The 13,352-nt window shown below is 50.8% G+C and carries 12 protein-coding genes and 1 riboswitch; of the genes, 7 read left to right on the forward strand and 5 right to left on the reverse strand.

Annotated elements, in window-relative coordinates; translation table 11 throughout:
- Positions 1–4 precede the first annotated feature (4 nt).
- The 5 genes from METMA_RS0102895 to METMA_RS0102915 form a co-directional block, all read right to left on the reverse strand.
- Positions 5–1,204, reverse strand: coding sequence for a hypothetical protein (locus METMA_RS0102895; protein WP_020157564.1), 1,200 nt, complete (start codon positions 1,202–1,204; stop codon positions 5–7).
- The gene (locus tag METMA_RS27690) at positions 1,173–1,628 is read right to left on the reverse strand and encodes a hypothetical protein (protein WP_020157565.1); all 456 of its coding nucleotides are present in this window, start codon (positions 1,626–1,628) and stop codon (positions 1,173–1,175) included. The genes METMA_RS0102895 and METMA_RS27690 overlap by 32 nt, the downstream gene beginning before the upstream one ends.
- Before the next feature lie 113 nt (positions 1,629–1,741).
- Positions 1,742–2,245, reverse strand: a complete 504-nt coding sequence (locus tag METMA_RS0102905; protein ID WP_020157566.1) for a hypothetical protein — start codon at positions 2,243–2,245, stop codon at positions 1,742–1,744.
- 3 nt (positions 2,246–2,248) lie between these two features.
- On the reverse strand, positions 2,249–4,498 hold the full coding sequence (locus tag METMA_RS0102910; RefSeq protein ID WP_020157567.1) for a heavy metal translocating P-type ATPase: 2,250 nt from the start codon (positions 4,496–4,498) through the stop codon (positions 2,249–2,251).
- Between the two features lie 51 nt (positions 4,499–4,549).
- The gene (locus METMA_RS0102915; protein ID WP_020157568.1) at positions 4,550–4,759 is read right to left on the reverse strand and encodes a heavy-metal-associated domain-containing protein; all 210 of its coding nucleotides are present in this window, start codon (positions 4,757–4,759) and stop codon (positions 4,550–4,552) included.
- 260 nt (positions 4,760–5,019) lie between these two features.
- Between METMA_RS0102915 and METMA_RS0102920 the strand changes: the two genes are divergently transcribed.
- The 7 genes from METMA_RS0102920 (at position 5,020) to METMA_RS0102955 (ending at position 13,311) form a co-directional block, all read left to right on the forward strand.
- A complete protein-coding gene (locus METMA_RS0102920; protein WP_020157569.1) occupies positions 5,020–6,225 on the forward strand; it encodes an EAL and HDOD domain-containing protein in 1,206 nt (401 codons plus the stop codon).
- Positions 6,226–6,256: 31 nt separating this feature from the next.
- A complete protein-coding gene (gene hflD, locus METMA_RS0102925; RefSeq protein ID WP_020157570.1) occupies positions 6,257–6,880 on the forward strand; it encodes a high frequency lysogenization protein HflD in 624 nt (207 codons plus the stop codon).
- A 9-nt stretch (positions 6,881–6,889) separates the two neighbouring features.
- On the forward strand, positions 6,890–7,825 hold the full coding sequence (locus tag METMA_RS0102930) for an ABC transporter ATP-binding protein (protein ID WP_020157571.1): 936 nt from the start codon (positions 6,890–6,892) through the stop codon (positions 7,823–7,825).
- Positions 7,822–8,574, forward strand: a complete 753-nt coding sequence (locus METMA_RS0102935; RefSeq protein ID WP_020157572.1) for an ABC transporter permease subunit — start codon at positions 7,822–7,824, stop codon at positions 8,572–8,574. Before METMA_RS0102930 ends, METMA_RS0102935 begins: the two co-directional genes overlap by 4 nt.
- Positions 8,571–9,917, forward strand: coding sequence for a GldG family protein (locus METMA_RS0102940; protein ID WP_020157573.1), 1,347 nt, complete (start codon positions 8,571–8,573; stop codon positions 9,915–9,917). The genes METMA_RS0102935 and METMA_RS0102940 overlap by 4 nt, the downstream gene beginning before the upstream one ends.
- Positions 9,918–10,078: 161 nt before the next feature.
- Complete coding sequence (mutM, locus tag METMA_RS0102945; RefSeq protein ID WP_020157574.1) at positions 10,079–10,894, forward strand: bifunctional DNA-formamidopyrimidine glycosylase/DNA-(apurinic or apyrimidinic site) lyase; 816 nt, start codon at positions 10,079–10,081, stop codon at positions 10,892–10,894.
- Between the two features lie 268 nt (positions 10,895–11,162).
- Positions 11,163–11,368, forward strand: a riboswitch (cobalamin riboswitch).
- Positions 11,369–11,472: 104 nt separating this feature from the next.
- Complete coding sequence (locus tag METMA_RS0102955; protein WP_020157576.1) at positions 11,473–13,311, forward strand: TonB-dependent receptor domain-containing protein; 1,839 nt, start codon at positions 11,473–11,475, stop codon at positions 13,309–13,311.
- Positions 13,312–13,352 lie beyond the last annotated feature (41 nt).

Below are 13,352 nucleotides of genomic sequence, written 5' to 3' on the forward strand. Positions count from 1 at the left end.
TTAATTAAAACCTAAACGATAATTGCAATCCATACAGATCCCAGTCCTGAACGGTAAGGCTCCTGATGGAATTGTCCGCCTGGGGTAGCCAGGCCGTACCATGGATTCGATGGTATTCAGCCCTTAACATCCAGGATGTCGTCATGTCCCAACGCAGGCCAAACATCCAGTCCTTGGCATAAGCGGCATGATTCGGCAACCCGAGTGCAACGGCTCTCTGCCCGCCCCTATCATTTTTATTATTATAGAGAACATCATAGCGAATATTCGCCCGCAACTGCTCCAAAATCTGGTAGCCCCCCTGAATGTACCAGCTTTCCGTTACCGATTTAAAATCTGGAAAAGAAGTTCCGAAATTACTGACACTATTCCATCGATAATCATATTCGCCTGTTAATGAAAATTTTTCGCCGTTATATTGGGCGGAAAACACCAATGGCCGAATATGAGCCTCACCGCTCGAAAACGTATCGCCCGCCACAGGTCGATATTCAAGCTCAAGATCCACATAGCTCACGGCAAAAACATATTCTCCGCCATTAATTTCATAATTAAGCTGCGCGGCAATAGCAGGCTGCGCCTGAAACTCGCCTTTGGCATCAGGACCGAGTACGGTTGACCGTATTTCTCTATTATTTCCTAGCGGGACGCCGACATTAAACTTGAAGGAAAAATCGCCATAATGCGTGCGTTGCTCGGCATAAAGTGAACCGCCATCCGCGGAAATCAGCAACGAGCGTGAACGATTGAAATAGATGCCTTGAGGTAATAGTATAGTCGGGTGCGTAAAAGATACATCCCTGGTTTCATTATATAGGCCATACGGCGTTTTAACCCGGCCGGCACGGAGACCGATCCGGCCGCTTGCATAATTCCATAATGTCAGATCAGCCAAGCCATAATCGAGTTTTACACTGCCACGATCAACATCTCCATCACGCCGATATAAGCCTTGAGCCGTAAATCTTAATCTATCGAGCGGCTGATAGGAGACATTCAAACCTATTTCAGTCAATCCGGGAGTAATGCCGTCGTCGCTTTGCCCAAAAATATTATTATCGGAAGAATGAAAAAAACCTTGTGTCAAAAAACCATGAAACTTGAGTTCATCAGGTACAATACCGGCTTGCGCGATACCGGACAGACAGAACAGGCTCAACAGTAAAATTCCGTTATTGGTATTCAAATAAGCGTATTTTTTCATTGTCCGTTCTGCTATTTAAATACCCGATGGCATAGGGCGTATTGGCTATTTTATCAATCATTTCCTGTTCAGAATCCAGCTGAACGGGTATCGCCCCAGTCCCAGAGTAAAGCATTCTGTCCCATATTCTTCTGAGCTGGTGTGGAAACATATTGAGATTGTTTTTAACAAAATCCTTATGAAGAAAGTCATCATCGGATAAAGTAAAAACTTTGATTCGCTCGCCGTTAGGCCAGAATTGCTGCCGCATCATGAATACAGCCCGAACTTCCGCCAGCGTATACTGCTTCGAAGGCACGGTTTGATTGACGACTATCTCCGCCGCATTGACAGAAGAAAGACTCATGATAGCGATGATAATGCCGACTCTTAAGGAACTAGCCAGTTTTTCATGAACAAACTGCTGCAACGTAAAAGTTTCCATTAATTTTTATCTAACGGCATGAGTCTTTATAGACGAGTTTATTAATACTGATTCAGGTCTGGGGCTATATGTTCTCCTTTAACACCCAAACAATTGGTCCATTTGCTTAAAGCCTAATGCCACCCTCCGTATTGTTTGGTGGGATCGCCTTTAAATCCGGCCGTTGTACCTTTGCCGCTAGCCGTTTTGCTTTGTGAAATTGCATTTATGGCCGCCCTGGCCATATTTTCTTTTGTCACGCCGCCGAGATCTCGTGCCGAACGCACCACCAATGTAGACATAGGCGTAATATCCTGTTTCACTGCCGAAGGATCGATAACAACCGCTTCCAGCAATTCATCATGGCCGGTGATTTCCAGGAAGACCGGATAGGCGGTATTGGCCGGAATGTTCACCGAATATTGGGAGTCGCCATTAAGCACTACCGAAGTCACCGGTACGCCATTTTTATCTTTAACCGCGACCTCACCGCTGATTACTGGCCCATCCCTGTCCGAGACGACACCTTCAATATGGGAATAGGCTTGTGCCGCCGAACCCTTATCATTTGACGAATCGCTGCAACCGCCCAAAAGTAAAGGCACGGCGACAATGACAGCTTGAAACATGTTTTTCATTATTTACCCTCTAAATTTTACCCAATGCAAACGGTTGGCGTTAGAGACCACTGTCACGGATGACATGGCCATTGCCGCACCAGCTATCATAGGATTCAATAAAATTCCAAATACGGGATACAACAACCCCGCCGCGACCGGAATACTGATCGTATTGTAGAAAAAAGCCCCGAGCAGATTCTGTTTTATATTGACCAGAGTCGCTTTGGACAATTCGATGGCCTCAGGAATTTTTAATAACGACCCTTGCAGAATGACGACATCAGCGCTTTCAATAGCAACGTCGGTGCCGGTACCGATAGCCAACCCGACATCGGCCTGAGCCAATGCCGGCGCGTCATTGATGCCGTCACCTACCATGCCGACAATTTCCCCTTGCTGCTGCAGTTCCTTCACGACAGCCGCCTTATCTTGCGGCAGCACTTGCGCCCTGACTTCAGAAATACCCGCCTGGCGGGCAATAGCCTGCGCCGTAATTTCATTATCGCCAGTTACCATTAGCAGGCGAACGCCCTGGCTTTTCAATAACTGTACGGCCTCCGCCGAATCTTTTTTAATCGGATCCGACACGGCGATAATGCCGGCGACTTTATGATCCACTGCCAACAGCATCGGTGTTTGGCCCTGGGCTGAAAGCTTTTGCAATTTGCTGTTATATCGCGAATATTTGACGCCTTTTTTATCCATCAGCGCCTGATTGCCGAACAACACGGACTGTTCGTTGATTTGCGCCGTTACGCCATGCCCCGTAACCGCTTCAAATTTTTTGACTTTTTCCAGCCTGATGCCCCGGTCTTCCGCCGCCGACAAAATGGCCGCCGCTAACGGATGCTCCGAGCCGGCTTCAATACTCGCGGCCCATTGCAGAACAGCCTCATCGCTATAATCACCGATGGCTTCGATAGCCGAAACGACAGGTCTGCCCTCGGTTACCGTCCCGGTTTTGTCAAGTATCATACAAGTCAGCTTACCTGCCGTCTGTAGCGCCTCACCATTGCGGATCAAAATCCCTGACTGGGCGGCCCGGCCGACCGCGACCATGACTGAGATAGGCGTCGCCAGGCCGAGCGCGCAAGGACAGGCGATAACCAATACCGTCATGGAAGTCACAAAAGCATAGCCTAATGCTGGTTCCGGCCCCCAGGTATACCAAATCAGGAATGTCAGCACCGAAAGCGTGACCACTGCCGGTACAAAAACGGCTGCAATTTTATCAGCCAACCGGGCGATTTCAGGTTTACTGCTTTGTGCCTGGCGCACGCTTTTAATGATTTGCGCCAATGCGGTATCGCGGCCGATACGCGTCGCTTTGAACAGAAAACTGCCGGTCTGGTTTATCGTGCCGCCGACCACTTCTGATCCTACCGTTTTTTCTACCGGCAGCGGCTCGCCCGTCAGCATGGACTCATCAATAGTGGAATGCCCTTCCAGCAGCACGCCGTCCACAGCGATTTTTTCACCGGGCCTCACTCTCAACGTTTCGCCCAAGCCTACCAGTTCAATCGGAATATCCATTTCCACCCCGTCTCTAAGCACGCGCGCCGTGCGTGGCTGCAAACCGATCAGCTGGCGAATCGCTCCGGAAGTTTTGCCTCTGGCCCGCATTTCCAACGCTGAGCCGAGATTAATAAATGCCAGGATGATCACGGCGGCCTCAAAATAGGCATGCCGGGCCAGGGAAGGCAGCGTGTCGGAATAGTCAATGACTATCGTGGAATAAAGCCATGCAGAGCCCGTGCCCAGAGCAATCAGGGTATCCATATTGGCCTGACCTAAACGTAGCGATTTGATCGCGCCGCTGAAAAAATGCCCGCCTGAATAAAACAGGATGCAGAAGGTGATCAGCGCGATTTCCGGCCAGAACCATTGCCCTGCCGCCGAATCGATTTCAGGCAACCACCCGAGATGATCGCCAAGCATCAGCGGCACGCCAAGCATCGCGGCCGCGGATGCTTTTTTCATCAGGTTTCGGTAACGTTGCAGCTCCAGCTCTTCCTGTTCGGTTACATCTTCGAGCCCTTCCATCACGGCTGCGTCATAACCGGCCTCCTTAACGGCCTGCGTTAACACCTCGGGATCGGCGTGTCCTTTTACCATCGCTGAATGATCGGCAAAATTGACACTGACCGAAGTTACGCCTTCTACCGCGGACAAGGCACTCTCAACAGCACTTACGCAACCCGCGCAACGCATGCCCAAAATAGATAACCGCAACTCTTCCGCCGCCGTATCAGAAATTTCTTGTGCATTCATAAATTATCCGGTCTGACTAACAATATTAGATACCTTACAGCCAATAAAATATCACTCTACAGTAAAGCCCGCTTCCGTAATGGCCTCTGTAATCGCATCCAGATCCGTTTTTCCAGCATCATATTCAACGCTCACCTCATTATCCTTGGCCGATGCTTTAACTGACACGACACCTTCGATAGTATTCAGTTTATTCGTTACATTCGATTCACAACCGCCACATTTCATGCCGGTAACGGTTAATGTTACAGATTCAGTCATTTCTCTCTCCTTTTAACCAGTACGTTAGTCTTTATATCATACTCGACCGATCGCCAATAATCATGATATAAATTGACATTTCATCATACAAACATCTGGTTTGTCCCGCCTACCCGGATGTTTGTTGCTAACCGGAAATTTCTGTTACTTCCGCTAAAATATAAAGATTCAGTCACAACAATAGCCAACCGGTCTCACTTTGCTTCAGACAATGGATTTTGTATTCACACCCTCCGAAATTTAATACCCACCTAAATACAATGGCAGACTTTATTATCGGACGGCAGCAGATTCTTGACAAAAAGCTGAACATTTACGCCTATGAAATTCTTTTTCGCGGCCAGGATTTCGATTTAAGACGGGAAGACGGCGCCACGCAGGCCACCAATCAAGTTATTACCGACTCCATTCTGGAACTTGGCCTCAACCAGATCGTCGGTCCTCATAAGGCGTTTATTAACTTCACCACACAGAACATTCTGGAAAAAACGCCCATGAATCTTCCCAAGGACCGGATAGTAGTCGAAGTTTTAGAGAATGTGTCCGTCGATTCAAGAATCATCAGCAACCTGAAAGAACTGACCCAGCAGGGCTATACTATCGCCCTGGATGATTTTGTGTTTTCCGAGAAATGGAAGCCTTTGATAGAGTTTGCCGACATCATCAAATTGGATATTCTGGACCTGGGCGAAAACAAAACCCGGACTACCATTGAACAACTTAAACCTTATAACGTGAAACTTCTCGCTGAAAAAGTAGAAACCCATGATGAATATCTATACCTGCGTGAAATGGGATTCGATTATTTTCAAGGCTACTTCTTCCAAAAGCCCAATATCATCGCGGGCAAACGCCTGGGCGTCAATCAGGCCGCCGCTATCCGGTTGCTGACGGTCATTAACGATCCCGAGGTTGAATTTGAACAACTCACCCTGATCATCTCCCAGGATGCCGTGCTCAGCTACAAGCTGCTGCATTACATCAATTCCGCTTTCTTCTCGGTGCCGAATAAAATCAAATCCATCCGCCACGCGATATCTTATCTGGGCTTGAAGGAAATCAAACGCTGGTCGAATATATTGACGTTGGCTTCACTATCGAACAAACCGGTGGCGATGCTGCAGAACGCATTGATCCGCGCCAAAATGTGCGAGCGGCTAGGCGATCTGATTGGCGAACAATCCGAGCATTTTTTCCTGGTCGGCATCTTGTCCAGCCTGGACAGCATCCTGGATATCCCCCTGGAAGACGCACTTGCCCAACTACCCTTGACCGACGACATGACTTCAGCCATATTGGCCGGCGAGGGACCGGCCGGAGAAGCCCTGCGGTGCGTCATCAATTATAACTATTGGAATATTTCAGCCGTGGCGTTTCAGGACCTGGACCAGAAAATCATAGGCGAAGCCTACATCCAAAGCATCAACTGGGCAAAAGATGTACTGAGCGAGGTTATATTGATATAAACTGCCCGACTCCACACCTGTAAATAAATCTATGCAATTAAACACGATTACCAACCAAACTATTGCACTCGCCGGTATTGCCCAGGCGGCGGCGCTGGTTCAACAACTGGCAACAACCGGTACGGCCGATGCCGACGCCATGGAAGCCAGCATTGCCAGTATTTTAAAAATCGATTCCGACAGCGTGACCGATATCTATGGCGGCTTGTCCGGCCTGAAACTAGGGCTTGAACAGCTCCATGAGCAAATGACCGGTTATAAAATTGTCAATCCTGAGCAGGCGCGTTATTCCGCGTCCCTGGTTTTTCTGGAGAAACAGCTGTCCGGTCGCAAGGATATGCTCAAAACCATACGAAACGGCGTGGAAAAAGCCAAGCTCCAAAGTGAGCATTTCGGCCCGATGCATGAAAATGTACTGGCTAACCTCGGCGAAATATACCACAGCACGATCAGCACCCTGCAACCGAGGATTATGGTCAATGGCGAGCCGGGCTACCTGTCCCGACCCGATATCGTCAATAAAATACGCGCATTGTTGCTGGCCGGCATTCGCTCGGCCATTTTATGGAAACAGTGCGGCGGTACCCGCTGGAAGTTCCTGTTTTTCAGGAAAAAGATTCAAGTCGAATTGGAAAACCTGCTGAAACAAATCTAAAGCGTTAACATGACAACTCTTATAGAAGCCGAGCATCTGCATCGCTATTACGGCAAACATTGTGCGGTACATGACGTCAGCTTTACCTTGGAAAAAGGCGAGGTACTGGGCTTTCTCGGACCCAATGGCGCCGGTAAAACGACAACCATGCAGATGCTTTGCGGCAATCTGGCGCCCAGTGCCGGTCAGATTAAAATCAACGGCTTTGATCTGCTCGACCGGCCCAAAGCAGCCAAACGGAGCCTGGGCTATTTACCCGACACGCCGCCGCTATACCGCGACTTAAGCGTGCAGGAGTTTTTGCATTATTGCGCGCAACTGCACGGCATCCCCCGAAGTTCGATAAAGCCGGCCATCGCCAAGGCTAAAGAGCGCTGCGGTCTCAATGACGTCGCCGACCGGCTGATCACCAATCTGTCCAAAGGCTTCCAGCAGCGCGTCGGCATTGCCCAGGCCATCCTGCACAACCCGGATGTCATCATACTGGATGAGCCGACCGTGGGCCTCGACCCTATTCAAATCCGTGAAATCCGCACGCTGATCCGCGAACTGGGCCAGGATCACGGTGTTATCCTGTCCACGCATATTCTGACCGAAGTCCAGGAATCCTGTTCGCATGTACAAATCATCCATCAGGGGCGACTGATCCTGAAAGAAACCATTGCCGGCCTTAACCGGCAAATGAATACCGGCACGTTGCGGGCCAGTACGCGCCTCCCGCCTGATCTGGACGCGCTGATGTCGCTGCCTGGCGTGACCTCCATCGAAACCGTGACCGAACGCCAGATCAGAATTCATCACAGCACGAACGACCACACGGCCGAGCGAATTGCCGAGACCATTGTAGCTTCAGGATGGGGTCTGCAGGAACTGACACCGATCAAACGATCGATGGAAGATATTTTTATTACCCTGACCCAAGAACCGAAACAGATCGACTTATGATTCTAGCTATTGCCGCGCGTGAGTTTAAAACCCTGTTTTCATCGCCGATGGCCTGGACGATATTGGCGATTCTGCAATTCATCCTCGCCTTTTTATTCTTATCGCAAGTCGAAACCTTTACCATGCTCCAGCCCAAACTGGCTGCTATCGAAGGCGCGCCGGGGCTGACCGATATCATCGTCACACCCTTGTTCGGAAACGCGGCCATTATCCTGTTGCTGGTAACCCCGCTGTTGACCATGCGCTTGATTTGTGAGGAACGAAGAAACAAAACCTTGTCATTGCTGCTTTCGGCACCTGTTTCCAACAGCGACATCATTATCGGCAAGTATCTGGGCACGCTCGGCTTATTGCTGCTGATAATCCTGCTGACCGCGCTGATGCCGTTATCCCTGCTTGCGGGCGGCGAGCTGGATTTCGGCAAACTGTTCGCCAACATACTGGCGTTACTGCTGCTGGTTTCCGCTTTCGCCGCGACCGGCCTATTTGTATCCTGCCTGGCCGGTCATCCGACCGTTGCCGCCCTGGGTACGTTCGGCTTGTTACTGGTGCTGTGGGTTCTGGACTGGACAATGGGCATGGATGACCAACGTAGCGAGTTGTTTGAATACCTGTCCCTGTTAAGGCATTTCCAGAATATTCAAACCGGCCTGGTCAGCAGCCTCGATATCAGCTATTTTCTGCTGTTTATCAGCACTTTTATCCTGCTCAGCATACGCAGACTCGATAACGACCGGTTGCAAAGATGAAGATATCCCGACGCATACATCAGCGGATACGCGTGAAAAACCTGCTGCTGACCTTGATGTTGCTGGCCGCCATCGGTGGACTGGCCTGGTTAAGCACCCGCTACACCCTGGAAACCGACATAACCGCCAATGCCGGCAACACGCTGTCTCCGGCTTCGGTAAAGCTGCTTGCGTCCATGCCGGACAAACTCGCCATCACGGTTTACATGAAAGCAGATCAGCCGATTCGCAGCCAGATCGCGCAACTGGTCGATCGTTACAAACGACATAAACCCGACCTGAGCCTCACTTTCATAGATCCCGATACGCAACCGGAAAAGACGCGCGAGCTGAATATCGGCCCAGCCGGCGCCATTCTGATCGAATATCAGGGTCGTATCGAGAAATTAACCTTTATTGATGAATCATCCTTGACCAATGCCCTGCTGCAACTGGCCAATGCTCATGAACGCTGGATCACGTTCCTGACCGGCCATGGCGAGCGTTCGGTTGAAGGACAGGCCAATTTTGATCTGGAGCAATTCGGCAAGGAACTGGCCCGACGCAAGATCAACGCCCAAACCATTAACCTGGCCACCCTGCCGGCCATTCCCGATAACTCGGCATTGCTGGTCATGACCGCCCCGACAGTGCCGCTGCTGGCGAACGAAACCGAGATCATCAATCGCTACATAGAGCAAGGCGGCAATCTGCTCGTGTTGGCCGATCCTGATGCCGTGCATCTCGATACCCTGGAGCAGCGCCTGGGCATACATCGACTGCCTGGCGCCATCATGGACGGCAGTACCCAGTTGTACGGCATTACCGATCCGAGTTTTGTGCTCGTGGCGGAATACGGGCCTCACGCCATCACGCAAGGTTTCCAGACCACCACGATCTATCCCGCTGCCGCGGCGCTGGAAATGGACGCGGAATCGGATTTTCAGGCCGAAGCCATACTCAGCAGCGCCCGACAGTCCTGGACAGAAACCGGCCCTGTTAAAGGAAATGTCCAATTTGATGCCGACAGCGATGAAAAACAAGGTCCGCTGCCCGTGGCCTATGCGTTGACGCGCGCCGTCAATGAAAAAACGCAGCAACGCATTGTCGTCGTCGGGGACGGCGATTTTCTGTCCAATGCCTATATCGGCAATGTCGGCAACCTGGACATGGGGCTCAGAATGGTCAACTGGCTGATCCATGACGACCGTTTTATCGACATTCCGGCTAAAACCGCCAGCGATAAAAGCCTGCAATTGACAGAAACATCGGTTGCCGTCATCGGCTTCGGCTTCCTGCTGGTCATACCCTTATCGTTAATGGGCACCGGATTTTTGATCTGGCGCCGACGCAAACGGCGATAAATATAAAATTTCAATAGATTGATCAGCAAACCACGGAAAACACGCGACTCATGAACGACGGCATGAATTGCCGGGCAAAACCAAATAAATTCATGTCCTCCGTGTGCTTCGTGGTTTTATGCTTTAAGCACCATTACCTTTGACTCCTTGGCTTTACTTTCATGCCCGAATTACCCGAAGTTGAAACGACCCGACGCGGCATAGCGCCTTATATTGAAGGACAAACGGTCAGACGCGTCATTATCCGCCAACCCAGCCTCCGCTGGCCGGTGCCGGAAAATCTCGATCAAATCTTGAAAGGCCGGCGCATACAAGCCGTTTGCAGAAGAGCGAAGTATCTGCTGCTTGCCACCGATGCCGGCACGTTGCTGCTGCATTTGGGCATGTCCGGCAGTTTGAGGATCATTGCCAACGGCCAGATCACCGGCAAACATGACCATATCGATTTTATTTTTGATGACAATATCATCCTGCGCTTCAACGATCCGCGCCGGTTTGGCGCGGTGTTATGGACATCGGCGCCGGCCGAACAACATCCGCTGCTCAAAAACCTCGGCCCCGAACCATTGCTGGCGGATTTCAGCGGCGAGTTGCTCTATAAATTGTCCAGAAACAAAAAAATGGCGGTCAAGTCATTCATTATGGACAGCCACATAGTGGTTGGCGTCGGCAATATCTACGCCAATGAAGCCTTGTTCATGGCCGGCATACACCCCGCACGTCAAGCGGGCAAAATTGCCCTGTCCCGTTATCAGAAACTGGCCGACTGTATTCGTATGATCCTGCATCAGGCTATCGCACAAGGCGGCACGACATTGCGCGACTTTGTCAACGAAGCCGGAAAACCGGGCTATTTCCAGCAACAGCTCAATGTCTACGGCCGGACTGGACTGCCTTGCCCCCGCTGCCGACAGACTTTAAAGGAAATCAGGTTATCCAATCGTTCAACGGTATTTTGCGGCGATTGTCAGCGGTAATGGTAAGGTGCACTTCTACTTCCAACATGAGCGGCTTGACTCGAAAATTTACGAACGCTATCCCGAATTTCACCCACTTTGAATCGAATCAATTAAGGCTGGTTAATGTCCGCATCTGTCGAATATCTTCGTAGCGGCGCGGTAATATCGTCAAATTCAGGCATGGAAATACTTGTCGAACCGTAAGTGTCCGGCAGATTGTTGCCGGTATTTAACTGAAACGAACCGGCCATACCGATAAATTTGCTTTATCCCTGTTAATCCTTATAATTGCCGCCTGCTTTCAGGTTCCATCGGTTTTTTGCCGATGGTTAAACGGGAAGTCGGTCAGGTTATGCCAATGCCGACGCTGCCCCCGCAACGGTAGATAAGTGAAAGAATCGTTAATATGCCACTGTGTCATGCATGGGAAGGTGACGATTCAGGCTCTCGCCACTTATAAGCCCGGAGACCGGCCCGAAAGTATTATTCGGAACAGCGGAGGGCTGTCTGCGAAAAAGACAGCATATCTTCGTCGTCTTCTTTTTGTCCTCCGTTGTTATTACACAACCTTTATGCGCGGGCGGCGCAGAGGACACATGCGAAAATTCATAGTCAGTTCATTATTGTTGGCCGGTTTTAACAGCTCTGTACAGGCTCGGGAAACTCAGGCTGACGAATCGCTCAATTTACCCGAAATGGTCGTGACGGCCACACGAACGGAAACCCCGAAAAACCAGTTGGCGGCTTCGGCAACCGTTTATTCCCGAACCGATATCGAACGTCTGCAATCCAAAACCCTGCCGGAACTGTTGCGGCACACGACCGGTATCGATATGACGCAAAGCGGTTACGGTCAAAACACCAGCGTTTACATGCGCGGCACCAATTCCGATCACGTACTGGTCCTGGTCGACGGCATTAAAGTCGGCTCGGCGACCTTGGGCACGACACCGTTTCAGTTTATTCCCATCGACCAGATCGAGCGCGTGGAAATCATCAAAGGCCCGCAATCGAGCCTGTACGGTTCGGAAGCGATAGGCGGCGTCATCCAGATTTTTACCCGCAAAGGCGGTCAGGAAGAAAAACCCAGTTTCAGCGTGGATGCCGGCGGCGGATCATACGATACCATCAAGACCTCCGGCACGGTCAGCGGCAAATGGAAAAACAGTTGGTACAGCCTGGGTGCATCGCATTTCAATTCCCAGGGCTTCGATAACCGCGAGCCGGTCCCGGGACGTTTCGGCCTCGACCAGCCCGACAAGGACGGTTACCGCAACACGGGCTTGAACGCCAGGCTCGGCTACCGTTTCGACAATAATGCCGAACTGGAAGCCTTTTTCATGCGCGCCGAAGGCAAAAACGAATACGACGGCAACTTCCAGAACAAAACCAAATTCGTTGACCAGGTGGTCGGCACATCAGCCAGCATGGATCTACTGGATAACTGGCGGTCAACGCTGCGCCTGGGCCAAAGCCGTGATGACAGCGACCAGTTTGCACCCGACGGTTCATTCGCCAGCCGCTTCAATACGACGCGCTGGAACACCACCTGGCTGAACGAATTCACACTGTCCGACGACCACCGACTGATTGCCGGCACGGATTACCGCGTCGATGAAGTGGAAAGCACGACGTCTTACAAAGAGATATCGCGCTACGATATCGGCATATTCACGGAATTGCACAGCCGCTTACTGGACAGTCATTTTATCAATGCCTCTTTACGCTGGGATGAAAACGAGGCTTTCGGTGACTATGTCACCGGCAATTTCGGCTGGCGCTTTAACTCGGACTACGGCATCAGTACCTTCGCCAGCTTCGGCAACGCCTTCAAGGCGCCGACCTTTAACGATCTCTATTTTCCGAATTTCGGCAACGCCAGCCTGAAACCGGAAAAATCGACTACTTTTGAGACAGGGCTTGCCGGCGACCATTGGCTACAATGGGAAGTGCGGGCTTATCACACCAATATCGACAACCTGATCACGCCGGTCACGAATCCGGTCACGTTTGATTTGAGCGCGGAAAACGTCGGCAAGGCTCAAATCGACGGCATTGAAATCCAAATCAGCAAGCAGTGGCGAGGCTGGGACGGCAAACTGGGACTCGACCTGTTAAGCCCCAAAAACCGCGAAACCAATGCCCGCCTGCCGCGCCGCGCCGAGAAAACCCTGTCGTTTGATCTGTCCAGGTCATTCGGATCATTGGATCTGGGCACGCATGTCCTGGCCCAAGGCGACCGCTTCGATGAAGCTCGCAACCAGACCAAAGTGGCCGGTTACGTCACCGTCGACCTGCGGTCAGCCTATCATTTCAATAAAAACTGGATATTGAGCGCGCAACTCAATAACCTGCTGGATAAAAACTATCAGACAATTAATACTTACAACACCGCGGACAGGAACTTCTTCCTCGCTATTCATTATAATAATTGACCCTACATCGCTGGACTTTAATCACTAACCCATTTGGAGAT

It is taken from the genome of Methylobacter marinus A45, assembly GCF_000383855.1.
Taxonomy (GTDB): Bacteria; Pseudomonadota; Gammaproteobacteria; order Methylococcales; family Methylomonadaceae; genus Methylobacter; species Methylobacter marinus.